Origin of the sequence: Paraburkholderia solisilvae, assembly GCF_902859875.1 — a bacterium.
Classification (GTDB): domain Bacteria; phylum Pseudomonadota; class Gammaproteobacteria; order Burkholderiales; family Burkholderiaceae; genus Paraburkholderia; species Paraburkholderia solisilvae.
On sequence record NZ_CADIKF010000012.1, the window covers coordinates 15086 to 31787 of the forward strand.

Sequence of the window (16702 nt, forward strand, 5' to 3'; positions counted from 1 at the left end):
TGGACGTATCGCGATTCCTCAGCTGTGCGCGTTGACGACCGGCTCGGAGGTCGGTTTCTCGTGCTTCCGGTAACGCGAGCCGGGGTGACTCGCGGGTAGCCGTGCGCCGCGTGCGAAGAGCTTTTGACGATATGTGCCGGGTTCGTATTCGTCGCGATAGCGGCCGCGCCGCTGCAACTCGGGAATCAGTAGCTCGACGATGTCTTCGAATGTTTGATGTGCTGATACGTAGGCGAGGTTGAAGCCGTCGAGGCCGGTTTCGTCAATCCATTCTTCAAGCTCGTCTGCGACTTCTGTTGATGTGCCGGCGATTACCGGGCCGCGTCCACCGATCGATACGAAGTCGATTGCTTCGTCGACGGTCCATGTGCGTGTCGGATCCGCGCTTGAAAATGACGCGAGTGCTGAGCGGCCTGCGTCGGTGTCGACGTATGTGAGCGTATCGTCGGGCTGGTATGTGGCGAGGTCGATGCCGGTCCAGCCCGATAGCAGTGTTGCTGCGCCTTCGTGGCTCGCACGGGCGCGATATTGTTCAAGCTTGTCGTGTGCTTCTTGTGTGGTGCGGCCGACAATTACCGTGAACATCGCGAAGATCAGCACATCGGTTTCGCCGTTGCGTCCGAGTGCCGCCGCTTGTGCACGAATGTCGGCCACATTGCGTTTGACGATATCGCGTGTCGGTGCGGCGACGAATACACATTCCGCGTGGTTTCCGGCGAAGTGCTTGCCGCGGCCTGAACTGCCGGCCTGGAAAAGCACAGGAGTGCGTTGCGACGATGGCTCGCATAGGTGAATGCCTGGAACCTTGTAATAGCGGCCTGCGTGCGCGATGGCGTGGATTTTCGACGGATCCGCGTAGACGCCGCGCACGCGGTCTTTCACGACGGCGCCGTCTTCCCAACTGCCTTCCCATAGCTTGTAGCAGACCTCCATGTATTCGTCGGCGACGTCGTAGCGTTCGTCGTGAGAGAGCTGGCGGTCGAGACCGATGTTGCGCGCGGCGCTGTCCAGGTAAGACGTTACGATGTTCCAGGCGATGCGTCCGCTGGTTAGATGGTCTAGCGTCGATATGCGGCGGGCGAATGTGTAGGGGTGTTCGTATGACAGTGAGCAGGTGACGCCGAAGCATAGATGCTGTGTGACCTGCGACATCAGCGGGATTAGCGCGAGTGGGTCGTTCATTGGCACTTGGGCTGCGGTGCGTAGTGCGGAGTCGGGGCTCGCGCCGTAGACGTCGTAGATGCCGAGTACGTCGGCGAGGAATACCGCATCGAAGCGTCCGCGTTCGAGCAGGCGCGCGAGGTCGGTCCAGTAGTCGGGTTTCAGATAGTCGGTTGCGCGGTCGTGTTCGGCCGTCCATTGGCCAGGGGCGAGGTGCGCCACGCAGTTCATCAGGAAAGCGTTGAAGTGAATTTGCTTTTTCACGGCGGCGGGGCTCATGGCTTTTTTGGAGGGGAATTTTGTGCGCGATGCGGCGGGCAAACGCCGAGTGTAGGACTCGGGGTGGGAATCACAAATGCGAATGATGGGTTAGCTTATGACGGGGGATGTGGGTGATTGGGTATGTGGATGGCATCGCCTGGTGGTTCCCGAGGGTGCCCTTTCGGCTGGTTTCGCGTGTTCTGTTAGATGTCGCGATTTGCGCCACTGCTGTTATGCAGAACGGTGTCGTTTTGCTGCTTCTGCACGTTATGCGTATCCTGGACGTCGGGATCTTTAGCGGTCGGCAGCGCGCCGCCCACAAGGAACAGGGGTACTTCTCTAAGGCGGGCATTCGCAGCGGGGGGTGACGTCCCCTATTCGGCCAGCCCATTCGGTACTGGACTATTGCACTTTCTTATCTTCGCGTTTCGCGTCCGCCATGGCCTCGGGCTCTAACTCTTCCGCAGACCGATTCAGGTGGACGAACAGCCCCCAGGAGGCAAGAAGCAAGGCCGTAGAAGCAATTAGCCAAGCCGCATACCGGAGCTGCGATGGATCCTGGTGGAGCGCTTTGAACGTTGCCACAAGCCCTTCGATGGCAAGCGCGACGACGACAACCACTAAGAATCGCGACATGAAACGCCGTACCCGCGTCGGCGCGCTCACGTCAGCCTCCCGTATGACCTCTTCCTCTACGATGGTCTCAGCGATCTGCAAGGCGACAACGGCCCCAGCCAGCAGCCCCAAAGCTTCAATGATGGATAGCGCGCTCGACGAGTCCCATTGACTCGCAGCTGCAATTGCTCCGATGCGGGCAGCAATGGCAATCAACATCAGGGCCGCGCAGGTGAAGAGAACAGCCATCAGCCCATGGACGATCGTAAAGAAGCGCACAAGGAACTTCATTTTGGGGCTCCCTGAATTGCAAGTAGGTGATCCATGCCGTGTTCCATTAATTCGTGAAAAACGCGGCGGCGATGAGGGCCGATTTTAGAGGTGGACCGGATGGGCCTAGCAATGGGGCCAAACCCGCTCCTGGCAAATTATCGTTCCGCAGTGCCCCGACACGGGTCTCGGGCCGTTTCTCCGCGCGCATTCTGTGAAAACAACAAATGACGGTATTGTTCGCGGACATGGACGCGGCAACCGAAATCCAAGAGAACGAATGTGCTCCGAAGAATCCGTACAGTTGCACACCCATGCGGCAGTGCATACCGTGTGCACCTAATGGAAACATGAAATGCTTGCCCAACTGTAACTGCATTCCCGGCAGATAATATTCGGCTACACGTTGCCGGAATCTCCACAGTAACGCACAACCAAAGCTGGCAAACGCGCCTAAAAGTCCCCACCATTCGCCGCAAGACCTCGACGCAGCAACTCCTCCAGCAATCCCGTCATCCCCTCCGGATGAGCAGCCGCACGTTCCTTCAGTATGCTCACCAATTCACCGTTGAGCTTGCACGCAAACGGTACGAGTCCTTTCGCCTGATCCAGCTTGCGCTGCTCGCGCCGGTCCGGCGGTGCTTCAGCCGCGCCTTTGCCGAAGCGCTCGGAGCGCGTCTGGTTCAATGAGTTGGAGAGTTTGAGCGCCTTGTTCTTTTCAAGGTCGGTTTTTTTCATCGCCATGTAATAGTGTTCCGCAGTTGGAATAGGTGGCACGTATTGTACGCAAGTGCGTCATGCAATCTGGTCGTACTCGTTGCGCCCGCAATCAGACGGCAGCACAGCCCAAAAATCAGCCGCAAAAACATACCTCAGGGTTGGCCAGCGTCTACCACCGTACCAGGATACCGGCTACCTGGCCGAGCACATTCTCATTCAACTTCGCCAGTCACGAACCTGCAACACAGGTCCGATAAGGTCGCGAATTCTTACAACCTTTCAATTTCTTATCGTACTGTGAAAAAAAGGCTCTTAATTTCTGCGGTTCTCGCAGCCGGTCTCAGTGCATGTGGCGGCAGTGGTGCGGTGGGTGACAGTGGCAGTGACGCTGCGCCCGTAGTAGACAGCAAGATTCCTGCGCTCGCATTTAACGATCCGCAAAGCACGTACGATTTGAATAGCTACACGCAGACTGCAATGTTCCCTCTGCAGTTCAATACGACCGGCGCCAATCTGTTGAACGCAGAGGCGTCCGGCGTGACCTACAACAAGGATACGGATTCACTGTTTGTCGTTGGCGACGGTGCGACCGCAGTCGTGCAGGTGGCAAAGAGCGATGGTCACGTTATCGATTCCATGACGCTCAATGCCGGTGACTTCCAGGACACTGAAGGCATCACCTATGCTGGTGGCGGCAAGTTCGTATTGGTGGAAGAGCGGCTGCGTCAAGTCGATCTGTTCACTTATATTCCAAACGGAACACTGCACAGAGCAGACGTACAGTCCGTCAAATTGGGTACGACGGTTGCCAACGTCGGTATCGAAGGTGTGACTTTCGATACTAAAACCGGTGGCTACATCGCCGTGCGTCAGTCGCAGCCCACCAGCATCTTCCAGGCGGCAATCAATTTCGCAAGCGGGTCGGCGACCGCGTCGGACGGTACGCCCATCTTGCCGTCAACGGACAATCCGCCGGCGCTGTTCGATGCGGCCACGACGGGCCTTTCCGCGTTCAATGACGTTTTCTCGTTGTCGAATATCGCACCGAGCAGCGCTGCGGATTACGACAACGTCATCATCATCGGTGCGCCGGATGGCAAGATCGTCAAGATGGATCGTACCGGCAACCTGCTGAGCAGCCTGTATATGAGTGCCACTGCCCAGAATGAAGGTGTGACGATGGGCTCGGACGGCACCATTTATGTGGTCGGTGAACAGGCCACGGGGCCGAGTCTGCCGGGCCTGACCATCTTCAAGCCAACCACCGGCACAAACAATGTCGGCATCGGCAGCAACCTCTACTTGACGTTCGATCAATCGGTGCAGGCGGGTGCAGGTAACATCGTTCTCAGTAACGGCGCCGACGATACGCGTTCGATTCCTGTGAGCGACACTTCGCAGGTGACGTTCAATGGCAGCGTGATGAAGATTCATCCGAAGTTTTATATGGTTGGCGGCACCACCTACCACATCACATATCCAACGGGAGCGATCAAGACGACAGCGGGGAGCGCTAATATCCCTGCCGTGTCCGACTCATCGACAATCTCGTTCACAGCGGTCGGTCCCGTTGACCACACAGCGCCGACATTGACCAGCACTGCGCCGGTCGATGGTGCGACAGGCATCATCGGCAACCACATCACACTGTCGTTCAGCGAAGTCGTGCAGGCGGGCACGGGTAACATTGTTATCAGCGACGGCTCGGATACGCGTAACGTGTCCGTGAACGACACGACCCAGATCAAATTCAACGGCGGTCGGGTGAGCATCACCTTGTCTACGCCATTGCAAGATAGTGCTCGCTACACCGTTCAATTGGCCGGTGGCGTTATCACTGACCTGTATGGCAATGCCTATGCGGGTGCGACGCAGAGCTTCACGACTGCAGCAGCAGGTGCGCCAGCGCCAACCGTGCTGATCTCGGAGGTGAACTCGAACGCAGACGGCGGCCAGGATTTCTTTGAAATCTATAACTATGGCAGCACAGCAATTGATCTGACCGGCTGGAAGTGGGGCGACAATCACGCTGACGTCAACGATGCCAACAATAGCGCGGCATTTGTGGCCGGTACGATACTCGCACCGGGCGAACATCTGGTCGTTGTCCCGGGTGTGCCTGGAACGGCCGACAATACGTTCCGCCAAACGTGGGACCTCTCTAGCGCGGTTCCGGTCGTTGTGATGTTGAACGTCAATAACGATGCAGCGAATCCGATCGGTTTAGGCAAGGGCGATGCGGTCATTGTCTATGATGCGAACGGCAATGTTGCGGCTGCAATGAACTATGGCACACCGCTCGCTGCAGCGCAGGGAGACGGCACGACCATATCGATTCCAACGGCATCGGGCGCAAATGCGAGCCTCGTTGCCGCCGGAAATCACGCGGGTGCCGTCTTTGTCGGTGGCAATGCAAAAGCTTCCGCAGTGTGGGATACCGTTTCGACAACGACGCCAAACTATGTTGAGGCAGTGGTCAACGTACTCGGCGGTAAATCGGAACCGTCTAGCACAGCGTCGGTTGGTTCGCCTGGACAGTAGTTTCCCGCTGTTTTGCAGCATGGGTATGGCGAAAAGCCGTCCGACTATGTCGGGCGGCTTTTTAATGCCTTAAAGCGTTAGTTCGTGACGCGACTCTGCGGCGCGCTATCAGTCCGTTATCCTATGCAAAGTGTCTTCCCCACGCTGCATGCCGCGTCAAGCTAAAGCGGCGACATGCTTTTGCGTGGATCGGTCAGAACCTGTGACGGATGCCGACCATCGCCATCGCCTGTTTGTCGGTGCTCGCATCGTTGCCAAAGTCGCCCATCGACGCGACCGCCATGACGGTTTCGCCCGTCGACGCGCTGATTGTCTCGCCGGACGCTTTCTGATAGCCGGCAAGCGCATAGAGATCGGTGCGCTTCGAAAGGGAGTAGTTCGCGCCGACGCTGATCTGGTTGTAACTTGCCGTCACATCGTTGCCGCTGCCCTTCGTATAGTTGTAGCCTGCGCCAAGCACAACCGCCGGCGTGACCTGATAGTTCAGGAAGATCTGGCCGGTGTTGAACCTCGTGGTGTTGTCCCTGCCCTCGGCGGTGGCGTAGTCGTTGTACGCCACGTTGCTATAGGCGAGACCCGCGGTGAGCGGACCGAACGCGTAGTCGCCGACCGCACGGATGATCTGCGTCGAGTTGGCCGATACGAAGCCACCGTTGATTGCCGGCGAATCGATTGCAAAACTGTCCGCGTTCGGATTGAGACCGTCGAACGTCGCGGCACTGCCGTTGTTGCTGTTGGCGTGGAAATAGCCGACGCCGAAGCCGAACGGGCCGTGATTGTAGACCGCTGCGACCGCATAGGTCTGGCCCGCGCCCGGACTGCCTGGCACGCCGCCAAACGCATACATCGACGACCACTGGAAGCCCGCGTAGTCGGGACTCGCATACTTGACCGAGTTGCTCGTGCGGTAACTGTCGTCGTAGTTATCGATGTCACCCGGCGTCGCAAATGCGGATCCGAATGTATCGTCGTCCGTCAGCGGCTGGAGCAGATCCACCAACGGGTCATACTGGCGTCCGAGCGTCACCGAACCATAGGTCGTGCTGCTCAAGCCCACCATCGCGGTACGCCCGAAGATCCGCTGGCCCTGGCCAAGTGCGCCACTGTTGATGTTAAAACCGCTTTCGAGTTTGAACACCGCCGATAGTCCGGCGCCGAGATCTTCACTGCCCCGTAGACCCCATCGATTCCCCGACTCGTTACCTGAAGTGAGCTGGAACGTGTTGCCCGAGCCTTGTGCGCCATGCTCGTTGCTGAAGAATGCGACGCCAGTGTCGAGCGTGCCGAACAGCGTGATGCTGCTCTGCGCATGGGCGACCGAGGTCATTGCGGCAAGCGACGCGGCGGTCAGAATCATCTTTTTCATGGAAACAGTCCAGAAGAGAAGGGTGGTTTGGTTGTGCCGGGTAGCTGGAAGACTCTGGATTCCATACGGTTTTTCAGAACGTCACCCGTACCGTGAGCGCCGTCTTCATCCAGCACGCGTATTGTCCCTGCGCCGCGCGGCCGCCAATATTCGTTCCGGAAATTCACTCTTCCGCTATTCGAAATTTATCCAGATTTTCTGAAATAAAATGATATGTCATGCTAACTAGACGTTAGCTAAGGAAGGGCGCGCGCGAGCGACAAAAGACAGGGAGATTCTCTGAGCGAACGGCCGCCTTCAGCGGCAAAGGCGACATCGAAGGTCTCTTGGCGCTTTTACCAATGCGTCATTGTGTCAGCGACTGAAGCAGCCTCGCCAGATCCAGAGGCTGGACACGGATAATCCCGTGCCGTGGACTATCGATATCCGCGATGAGAGCCAGCGACAGCGCAACCGTCACGGGCAAGATCGTGATGAGCAGGCCTCTGCGCAGTTTCCCTTTCGTGCCGTAGCCCTGCACGACACAAGCGAGGAGCGCAATGAGGATCATGAGAAACCAGGCGCCGAGCGGAATGTGGTTGATCCGTGCGGCCTCGGAATAGTCCTGCGAGTTCAGCACATCATTCATCCCTGCAACGACAAGCGCGCCGATGGGCGTGGGCTTGTCCTGCGCCACCTGCGTCGCGAGCCGCCACAACTCCGATTGAAGAACGGCCGTGTCACGGCGGATGCGTTCGAGTTCCTGCCGGTCCTGCGTACGGAAATCAGCCAGTCTTAGCTGCGTGTAGCGCACCAATCCGGCCTTTATTTTTGAGCCGACTGCCGCCTCAGCCAGATCGGCTCGCGCGTATTCCGTTCCTATTGCGTTGGCTTCGCTTTCCTCCAGGTTCTTGCGCTGGTCATAGCGGCCGACCGCCATCGAAACGCTGAAGCCAACGAGCAGCGCCAGTAGCGTCAGCGTGGCCGTCTGGATAATGTTGAAATCTTCGCGGGCCTCTTCCGGGAGTACGGCAACGCGCCGTAGCACATATGCGCCGAACGCCACTGCTCCGATGAAAAGCACGAGAAGTACTACAAACAGGATAGCCGGGTGAGCGACGAACGCTGCCATGCCATGTCTCCACTACAGCGGTTGTCGTTTCGATCACGCCGGAAGCGGACCGAAGAACATGAAGGGCAGCATATCCGCGATCAGGACAGCCTTGCCGGCACGAGCATGCAATCAGCACGGATGCCGAGGCCGGTAGTGGAAAACAGCGTCCTGGGGAGGGCCAATGTATGAGGGATATGGCTACTTGTTTTCTTGAAGCAAATTCACCTGCTTGTCAGATTATCGAGCGTATGTTTGAAATGGTATTGGCCTTTGGTCCAATATCGCCAGACGAAGGTCCGGCCTGTCTGGCCGGCGCGGGTTACCTGCTGCTGGCGGGCGCATTTCGCGTGCTGACTGGCGAGACGCCATACTGCGGGCTTGAGGCCGATTCTTCCGTCGTCTGCGACCCTGAGCAAACGGCTCGATTCGCGGTGGGGGCGGTACGATGCGTCGCTGACACACAATGCCGTGCGCTTGCGAGCATCGCGCCGCCCGCCGCCGGACTGAACGCGGCCAGTGCCGCCGTTAACGCCGCGACCGTCGCTTGGCCTCCAAAGCTGGGAAGCGGCTGACCACTCGCGCCACTGTCGACGAAGACACAACCCGGCCGCTTCGACTCAGCGTTTGCATGGTCTCGGAAACTACCATGCCGTCCGAATAGTTAAACGTATTGACTCGCGTTCTGCGAGGATGAAATGCTGTCCGTCTTTATCGAGTGAGAGCGCTGGAAGGGGCGTCTTCGCGAGCCGGTCCGCGGACACGTGGACCTTGCGTGTCTTCAGTCCAGGCGAACGGTCCTTATTTCTTGCCCTTAACGCGTCATTGAATTTTCGTGTTCTCTCGAATGAGATACGTTGGATGGCTAACTAACACGAAGATTGACATGGAGTCGATATTTTTCGCGCGCGACGCCGATCGAAAATTCGCAAATGGCCTCGTCGGATCGCGTCGTCGAGACCTCCAGTTGCCAGCCGGTCAGGCTATTCTTCACAATGCGCAAGGATTCGGCAAAGCGCGTCAAAGATGAGGCGCACGCGCGTCGGCACCGCACTTCCGTGAGGTCGGTATACGTATAGCGTAGAAGGTGGCGGACGCAAGTCATCCAGCACTGAAACCAGATAACCGCTGCGCAGTAGTGGCAACGCGAGATGTCCCGCCAATTGCCCGACACCCGCGCCCGCGAGGACCGCCTCACACTCGGTCTCCGGATCGTCAGTGACGAACACCGGACCGGCCGGCACGACCTCTTCGCCGTCTTTGAACATCCATGGCCATGGCCGGCCCGTATTGCGGTCGATCAAACTCGTCAGCGGCAACTTGAGCAGCGCGTTTTTGCTCGCAGGGCGTTCCACTCGTTCAAACAAAGCAGGCGCCCCGACGAAATACAGCGAAGCCGCCGAAACGGCCCGTGCGACAAACCGGCTGTCGCGCATCACGCCGATTCGAACGCCGACATCGATCTGCGCGTCGACGACGTCGGTCAGCACGTCGGAGAGCCGCAGGTCAACGACAAGGCCAGGATGCGCCGCAAGAACCGGGGCCAACCCGCGTGCGATGAATCGGCGGCCGAGTGCGCTCGGCGCGGCGACCCGGACAAGACCTGAAGGCTCATCGCGTTGGCCGGCTGTGTCGACTGCAAAGATGTTGTCGATGCCGGCGATGGCTTCAGCACTTCTGTGCGCAAGTTGCTCGCCAAAGTGACTCAGGCGCACGCCGCGCGTACTGCGATGAAACAACGGTTCGCCGATCTCTTCTTCCAGTTTCCTGATGACGCGGGTTATCACCTGCGGCGAGACGCCGAGCCGTACCGCGGCATCGCGGAAGTTGGAACTTTCCGCCGCCACACAGAAGACACGTAGTGCTTCCAATCGGTTCATGCATTTCCCCGTAGACAGGCTTCCTGATGCAGGAATTGTGAAATCGCTTCTTGTCCATTTACATGGATGGATTCGGCGAACAGACTGAACACGTCGATTCGACAATCCGCTCGCGAGTCCCGCTTCGAACGCCGCAGAGTATCGCAGATGACTGCTCGTTACGCATGCGCTGCCGAAGCGAGCCCGCGTGCATCCATCCAATAGCTGGCTTTACCTTAAAGAAACTGGCATGTATTCCGTTCTGATGATTCTGACCGGCGCCACATCGTGGACGCAGAAGGATGGCATTCAACGCCCGACCGGATTTTGGGCCGAAGAGTTCGCTGTTCCGCACGAAACCCTGTCATCGGCGGGCGTTGCGATTACGCTTGCTACGCCCGGCGGCAAGCCTGCTCCGGTTGACGCGTTGAGCCTTACGCCGGAAGCAAACCACGGCGACGTCGCAAAGGCGAAGGCACTATCTGCTTATGTCGAGAGGCACGCCGAAGCATTGCGCTTGCCGCGCCGCATCGAAGATATGAGTCTTACCGGCTTCGATGCTGTATTTGTGCCTGGCGGACACGGTCCGATGCAGGATCTTGCCGTCGATGCCAACGTCGGGAAATTACTGAGTGATGCGCTTGCTGATCCAAAAAAGGTTGTTTGTGCGTTGTGCCACGGGCAAGCGAGTTTCCTTGCGGCTGGCGATGCCTCCAGCTGGGCGTTCAAGGGTCGCCGCCTCACCGCCTTTACGAACGCCGAGGAAACGCAGGCGGGCCTTGCGGCGAACGCGCCGTGGCTGTTGGAGGATCGGCTGCGCGCGGCGGGTGCATCATTCGACTCCGGTGCGCCGTGGAGCTCGCATGTGGTGGTGGACGGCAATCTTGTGACCGGGCAAAACCCCGCATCCGCAGAGGCGGCTGCGAAAGCCGTGCTGGACTTGCTCGCTGAGCGCGTCGAGCGTGTCTAACGGAGATGAACGACGATGGCGCGTGCACGACGCACGCGCTGGCGTTTGCCGGTTTGCCCGGGGCCGTTTTCTACTGCACAGTCGGCGCTACATGCCGATGCTCGTCCCTCCGCTTGTGCCCGTACTCGAACCCGAACCTGTGCTCGTACCCGAGTTCGACGTCGTATTCAGATCGATTCTTCCGTAGAGGCCGTTGGCTTCGTCATTCGGCCCGGCCGCGAAAAACAGCGTCGTGGAAGGCTGGTTGCTGAGGTCGTTGCCGAACGCGATGCCCCACAGGCCGCTTTCGACGATCGGACTGCCGTTCGGTCCATTGAGCGGCCCCATCGACTGGCCGCTCGATGCATTAAACGCGTTGATCGTGCCGTCGCCGAAATTGCCGATTAGTATCGCGCCGCTCATCGCGCCGAAGTTGCCGGGTGCCTGCGCAATGCCCCAGGGCGCGTTTAGCGGACCGCCGGTTGCGAAGTGCTGCTGAAGGTTGCCCGCGGTGTCGTACACGTCGACGATGCCACGTCCCGCGCCCGCGACATCGTCGTGCCTCGCCGCGTCCTGCATCGCGTAAGTGACGAAGAGCTTCGAGCCGATCGCCTGAATGCCGAACGGCGCGAAGCCGGCAGGGATCGCCGGGTCCATAAAGCCGCCAGGCATCGCGATTTTGGTGAAGGTGGTATCGAAGACGTCGATTTTGTTATTGTGAAAATCGGTCGCGTAAAGGAAATTGTTGCCATTGTTTGCGGCAAGGGCAAGGCCCTTGTACACGGCGCCGCCTGTGCCGTCGTCGTACATGACGAATGCATTGGTTGGCCCGACGGTGGGCGCCCACGCGGTGATAGTGCCGCCTTCGCCGGTGAAGATGAATGCAGCGACGCCGGACTTGCCGTTTTCCGTGACAGTAAAGCTTTGCGTACCGTTGAAGACGATGCCTGTCGGCGATGCCGAACCGTTCTTGCCGTCCGGTATCTTGACGATTAGCGATTGCGGTACGCCGTTGCCGTCATAGAGCGTTGCGACATTGGCGCCGTTATCCGCGACCCAGACGAATCCTTTTGGATTGAAGGCGACGCCCCACGGGTTCTTCAGGTTCGCGTCGGTATGCGCTGCGGACACTGCACCATCGGACACCAGCGGCGTCACCGTAAACGACGACTGGAGAGGCGGGTTTGAATTGTTCGAACTGGAACCACCGCCGCATGACACGAGTATCGCGATAGCCACGCCGCATACTGCGACGCTGGCCGTATTAAGTAGAGACCTCATGACCGTGCTCCCTGGTTTTGTCCAAAGGACATAACGGTCACTGAACGAGGACGGCGCGCGGTTTATTCCTGCGGGGAACGGTTTATTTCGCGCGTGGTTTGGCGTGCTTGCAGTAGCTATACTAACTAGATAATGATCATAGTGTGCAACGAATAACGCGTCTGAATATTCCATCCGTCCAGTCGAAAAGTTTTGGGCGCACGTGAGTTTGCTGCACGCCAATGGCATCACGGGACTTTTCGGTGCGATGAATCCATTCTCCACAGGAATAGCCGCGAGGATCTTATGTGGCATACCTCATGAATCATGCGGAACGTTCGCCATGAAGTACGGCGTCGCGATTTTGAAGGGCTTGCCCACAGAGCGCTTTCGGCGTCGTCATATCGTCATCTTACGCTGCGGTCTGGCTCACCTGACAAAGCACCAGGTGTGCCTGTCAAACGTTGGAATCTGCTGACGAACTCGAAGGGGTTTGCACCGCTCGTCGCAAACTTGTCCTCTCGTCTCACTACCGCCAGGTGGACAGCGCTTCTGACGAAAACGGTGGAATAGAACGGGTAGCTCGCTTGTTTAAGCGATGTCGAAGCAATACAGCGTGCCGCGCGACCGGTAACCGCTGCCGGAAAGCGGTGACTGTGATGTATGGATTATGTATTCTTCGTCGAAGTTATTCGACTGCATCAGTAACGTGATACGGCCGCTTTGCAGGTCTTTGGTGTGTATCTGCAGCGGTTCCGCATTCCGGCACGTTTCGTTGCCTACGTGCTTCCAATGGCTCCAGACAAGCCCGGTGTCCAGCAACACGCAGTTTTTGGAGATTGATAGATCATGGGTATTCCTTATTTTATCGTGAAACCCGACGAGCGCGAGCGTGCGCTCAACGTGGTCGGCACGAAGGTAACTGTTCTGGCGTCGAACGCCGCAACGCAAAGTCTTGGAATCACTTTGCAAGAGGGTGACGAAGGAACGGGACCGCCGCCCCATCGTCATGATTGGGACGAATGCTTCTATGTTTTGAAGGGGGAGATGGAGTTCTTCTGCGACGGCAGCATCCACAAGTGCGGGCCTGGGACACTTGTGTACCTGCCGCGCGGGACGCTGCACGGGTTTCGTTACGGTGTTGACGGGCAGGTTCTCGAAATCACCGGAAACGGCGCCATGGCCGCCCAGATGTTCACCGACATTGATGGTGAGATTCCCGATGGCCCGCCAGACATCCCGAAGCTGTTGGACGTGTTTAAACGATATCGCGTAACCGTCGGAGACTAGTCAAGCGGTGGCCCCGTTCGTGCGGATCGTTTTGTCGATTTTCAAGTTGGGTGCCGGGAGGTGGGGCATGCTGCCGTTTTAACGGCGGGGCAGCATCGCGACTTAAGCTCCGTTCGGGGTGTTGTCCGACAGGCTTGAATGAGGCCTTCGCTGCTTGTCCCACGCGAGGTAATGGCCGATCGATTTCCTTGCGTGGTGTTTGTATCCATCAATCGTAGATAGCACGGCCCCGAGCGCGCGCGGCTTTCAAGGCGCAAAGGACCTGAACACGTGAGCGACCAGGCTGCGTACAGAATCCTTCGTAAGCGGCGTAAATGAGACAACGAGGCGGTAGTAGACGCCACCATAAAGCAGATCCAGCATCAGATCGAGGTCGGCGTCGGCACAGAGTTCGCCGCGCATGACTCCACGCTCCAGGACTTCTCTGCCGATGCGTCGCCGGGGTTCTATCCATCGTTTCAGGAAGGCTTCTCTGAGCACCGGATCGTGCTGAGCCGAGCCAAGCAGGTCACGCAGAATGTCGCCACGCTTGCCCGACAGAGCGGCCACGAGTTGCATGATGGTCGCTTCCACCGTTTGAATTACCGTTGATTTTTCCTCATAGCCGATCAGCGGCAAAATTTCCGACAGAAAGCCGTCCATCACCACGGCCGGCCCATTTGGCCATCGTCGATAAATGGTTGACTTCGCGACGCCTGATCGCTGAGCGATTCGATCGACTGTCGCGTTTGCTATGCCCCCTTCGTTGGCAAGTTCGACGGCGCACCTTTGGACGATGCGCGTCGCCTCGTCATTCCGTGGTCTGCCTTTAGAGGCGGCCGTTGCAATGTTTGGCTCGACCATATGAGGTTCGCTCCTGTTTCCAGGTGCGATGCTTGCCGTATTGCTCATAACCAGCCTTATATGCGTTCTATTTATGCAACGATTCGAATGGTATTCACAAGCCCGAAATGCTTGACCCGTTTTGCCATCGTAGATACGATACGAATCGTAGCATAATGTTAGTTCAGCGCTTGCCGATGTTAGGGAGCAAGCCTCTTGATGAACTTTCGTAAGGAACGTCATCTTCGATCGAAGGCGGTATGATATCCACCGTCGAAGCTAGCCCCTTCCATGTGAATCTGCCAGTAGGGGACGCGCTACCCTCCACGAGTAAAAGTAAGAAGGTGTTTGCGTTCGGCGTTCCCGCGACTCCGGCATCTACACCGCGCACTCAGGCGAGCGTTCAATAATCTTGCAGTTGCGGGATGAAATTCGACCCTTATGCTGCTTGTCGGCGGTACGGCGAGCGCAGAATGGAAGACATCTAATTTCCTGTCTGGGCGCTTGTCGCACGTGTGTCTTCGTCAGGGATCAGGATATAAAGAATGATTAAGGAGATGTGACATCCATGCTAACGAGAGGTGACAGATGATGACAATAAATGCTGACGTAACCGCGAGCGGATTCATTCCCAGAACTACGTCGAACGCCCCTTCCTCGAACGACGCCACGTCAAAGCCGACACAGGGCGCATCCACGACGACGGATGCGAGCAGTGGCACATCGGGCGCGACATCGAGCCCGCAGACGGCCGGTACCCATGCTACGTCGGCAGCGTCGGGCGGCGCTGGTGGCGCGGGCGGCGCAGGTGGAGCCTCCAGCGATAGCAGCTCCGGCTCGGCGCTTGCCGAGGCCCAGTTGCTCAAGCAACTGATCGCTCATCTGCAGCAAATGTTGGTGAAGATCGAGGCTCAAATCTCGGTGGCGGCCGCTCACCGCGGACCCGGGGGCTCGCCGAATCCCGCACTCGGTGGCTTGCAAGGCGAGGCGTCAACGATCCAAGGCGAGATTTCCTCGGCCACCGAGAAGATGGCGGAACTGCTTAAGTCTCAAGGACAAAGCGCCGGGGCGCTTGTCAACGACCAGGCGTAAGCGTGCTTTGCATTAACCGATGACGGAAATACTCGCGCGACAGCCTTCGTCGGTCCAGACAACTGCACGCCGGCATCAGGGTTCGCTTGCCGCCGGTATTGTGCTATGCGAATGAATTCGTCACTTGCGAAACCGGCGATAAAGACAAAAAGCAGCGTTGAGACTGTCGCGTCCAGGAATATCCCTTTGGACGTAATAAAAATGACGCCCGTTGAAAGGCCCGCGGCAAGCGGTAAATGCCTCGCCCTCAGGGCTTACCTTGCTCCACCTGAAACAACTTGCACCACCCTCTGGGTCGAGCCTGCTCAAGTGCTCACGCCCTGGTCAATCCGATAGCTGAACTTCGAGTCTCATCATTGCATTATGCAAACCGACCGCTTTCAAATGGCGTTGACATATTCTCCGGACAGCAAGGAAGCTTGGCGCTCCCAAGGCACCAGCGTTCTTAAATGTCATTTGAATTTTGGACATGGCGATCCGACAGGTTCAGTGCTGCGGTCGTGGCGACTCGGAGATGCGGATCTTATTGACGCGCGGTTCGCGCATATGTCGGTTTCCCGCATGCGCGAAGGAGAAGACGATTCGTTGTGTTTAAAGCTCGTGAGACGCGGGGTTCTGGCCGTTGAACATGGCGGCCAGGTACGGCGGTTCAAGCAGGGTGACCTCATACTGGTTCGCGGCACATCGTCAGTCAGACAAAATTTTATCGAGCCGGCCGAGGTCGTTTCCGTCTTGTTTTCGCCGGAGAGCCTGAAGGAACGAGGGCTGCGTTTCGACGCACACGGTTACACCGTGCCAGACCATGAGAGTGCAGACGTCCAGGCGATTGCCGGGATGATAGCGCTGGTAGCAGATCAGAACGGCGACACGAGCGAAAAGATGCGGCGCCGGCAAGGCGGCCAGTTGCTGGAGCTTCTTGACCTGTTGATCGAAAGTCCTCTAGCGCTAAGTCGCAGACGCAGCGGTGAAGCGACTCTCTTTCGAGCCAAACGCTTTATCGCGCAAAATCTCCGCAACCCGGAACTTGACGTGCCCTTGATTGCTGCAGCGGTACATGCGTCCAGTTCACAGCTCACGCGACTTTTTAGAGCGGAAGGCCAGACATTAATGCGCTATCTCTTGGACTGCAGACTAACGCTCGCGGCCGAACTGCTCCAACAAATCGGCGTGACACGATTGCAAGTGGGAGAGATCGCTTACCGATGCGGATTTTCGTCGCCTACGCATTTCAGCCGTGTGTTCAAGGAGCGATACGGTGTGTCGCCCAAAGAGGCCGCATGCGCAAGTCTGATGACATCAACGGACCGCCGTCTCGTTGCCAACCAGAGCGTTTGATCCTTCAAGCATTCGGCAAGCGGCTGGCGTGCGCAATTCAATTTCGAATGTCTCGAGTCTCGCCGGGTCAG

At 57.9% G+C, this 16702-nt stretch carries 15 protein-coding genes; 6 read left to right on the plus strand and 9 right to left on the minus strand.

The window, feature by feature from the left end; all coding sequences use genetic code 11:
* Positions 1-18: 18 nt before the first annotated feature.
* The 3 genes from HV675_RS09730 to HV675_RS09740 form a co-directional block, all read right to left on the minus strand.
* Positions 19-1425: an LLM class flavin-dependent oxidoreductase gene (locus HV675_RS09730; RefSeq protein WP_175110686.1), complete on the minus strand. Its 1407-nt coding sequence runs from the start codon at positions 1423-1425 to the stop codon at positions 19-21.
* Between the two features lie 399 nt (positions 1426-1824).
* Entirely contained in the window at positions 1825-2328 is a 504-nt protein-coding gene (locus HV675_RS09735) for a hypothetical protein (protein WP_175110687.1), read from the minus strand.
* 432 nt (positions 2329-2760) lie between these two features.
* Complete coding sequence (locus HV675_RS09740; protein ID WP_175110688.1) at positions 2761-3051, minus strand: hypothetical protein; 291 nt, start codon at positions 3049-3051, stop codon at positions 2761-2763.
* Positions 3052-3504: 453 nt separating this feature from the next.
* Here HV675_RS09740 and HV675_RS09745 point away from each other — a divergent pair, with 453 nt between their 5' ends.
* Positions 3505-5568: an SdiA-regulated domain-containing protein gene (locus HV675_RS09745; protein WP_246270165.1), complete on the plus strand. Its 2064-nt coding sequence runs from the start codon at positions 3505-3507 to the stop codon at positions 5566-5568.
* A gap of 193 nt (positions 5569-5761) precedes the next feature.
* Here HV675_RS09745 and HV675_RS09750 read toward each other — a convergent pair whose 3' ends face one another.
* Together HV675_RS09750 and HV675_RS09755 are read right to left on the minus strand one after the other, a co-directional pair.
* Positions 5762-6934 carry a porin gene (locus HV675_RS09750; RefSeq protein ID WP_175110690.1) on the minus strand — a complete coding sequence of 391 codons (1173 nt, stop codon included), beginning with the start codon at positions 6932-6934 and terminating at the stop codon, positions 5762-5764.
* A gap of 346 nt (positions 6935-7280) precedes the next feature.
* The gene (locus HV675_RS09755; protein WP_175110691.1) at positions 7281-8045 is read right to left on the minus strand and encodes a bestrophin-like domain; all 765 of its coding nucleotides are present in this window, start codon (positions 8043-8045) and stop codon (positions 7281-7283) included.
* A 167-nt stretch (positions 8046-8212) separates the two neighbouring features.
* On the opposite strand from HV675_RS09755, the gene HV675_RS09760 reads away from it, so the two are divergent.
* Positions 8213-8599 carry a hypothetical protein gene (locus HV675_RS09760; protein ID WP_175110692.1) on the plus strand — a complete coding sequence of 129 codons (387 nt, stop codon included), beginning with the start codon at positions 8213-8215 and terminating at the stop codon, positions 8597-8599.
* Positions 8600-9007: 408 nt separating this feature from the next.
* Here the strand turns inward: HV675_RS09760 and HV675_RS09765 are convergent, their stop codons facing one another.
* Complete coding sequence (locus tag HV675_RS09765) at positions 9008-9904, minus strand: LysR family transcriptional regulator (protein ID WP_175110693.1); 897 nt, start codon at positions 9902-9904, stop codon at positions 9008-9010.
* A 229-nt stretch (positions 9905-10133) separates the two neighbouring features.
* Here HV675_RS09765 and HV675_RS09770 point away from each other — a divergent pair, with 229 nt between their 5' ends.
* Entirely contained in the window at positions 10134-10853 is a 720-nt protein-coding gene (locus HV675_RS09770; protein WP_175110694.1) for a type 1 glutamine amidotransferase domain-containing protein, read from the plus strand.
* An 87-nt stretch (positions 10854-10940) separates the two neighbouring features.
* Here HV675_RS09770 and HV675_RS09775 read toward each other — a convergent pair whose 3' ends face one another.
* Positions 10941-12113, minus strand: coding sequence for a TIGR03118 family protein (locus HV675_RS09775; RefSeq protein WP_175110695.1), 1173 nt, complete (start codon positions 12111-12113; stop codon positions 10941-10943).
* Positions 12114-12941: 828 nt separating this feature from the next.
* Between HV675_RS09775 and HV675_RS09780 the strand changes: the two genes are divergently transcribed.
* Positions 12942-13382, plus strand: coding sequence for a cupin domain-containing protein (locus HV675_RS09780; RefSeq protein ID WP_175110696.1), 441 nt, complete (start codon positions 12942-12944; stop codon positions 13380-13382).
* 246 nt (positions 13383-13628) lie between these two features.
* On the opposite strand, the gene HV675_RS09785 is transcribed toward HV675_RS09780, so the two are convergent.
* On the minus strand, positions 13629-14225 hold the full coding sequence (locus HV675_RS09785) for a TetR/AcrR family transcriptional regulator (protein ID WP_175110697.1): 597 nt from the start codon (positions 14223-14225) through the stop codon (positions 13629-13631).
* Positions 14226-14728: 503 nt separating this feature from the next.
* Complete coding sequence (locus tag HV675_RS09790) at positions 14729-15070, minus strand: hypothetical protein (RefSeq protein ID WP_175110698.1); 342 nt, start codon at positions 15068-15070, stop codon at positions 14729-14731.
* Here HV675_RS09790 and HV675_RS09795 point away from each other — a divergent pair.
* Both HV675_RS09795 and HV675_RS09800 read left to right on the plus strand, forming a co-directional pair.
* A complete protein-coding gene (locus HV675_RS09795; protein ID WP_175110699.1) occupies positions 15063-15296 on the plus strand; it encodes a hypothetical protein in 234 nt (77 codons plus the stop codon). The genes HV675_RS09790 and HV675_RS09795 overlap by 8 nt on opposite strands.
* Before the next feature lie 363 nt (positions 15297-15659).
* Positions 15660-16631 carry a helix-turn-helix transcriptional regulator gene (locus HV675_RS09800; protein ID WP_175110700.1) on the plus strand — a complete coding sequence of 324 codons (972 nt, stop codon included), beginning with the start codon at positions 15660-15662 and terminating at the stop codon, positions 16629-16631.
* Positions 16632-16702 lie beyond the last annotated feature (71 nt).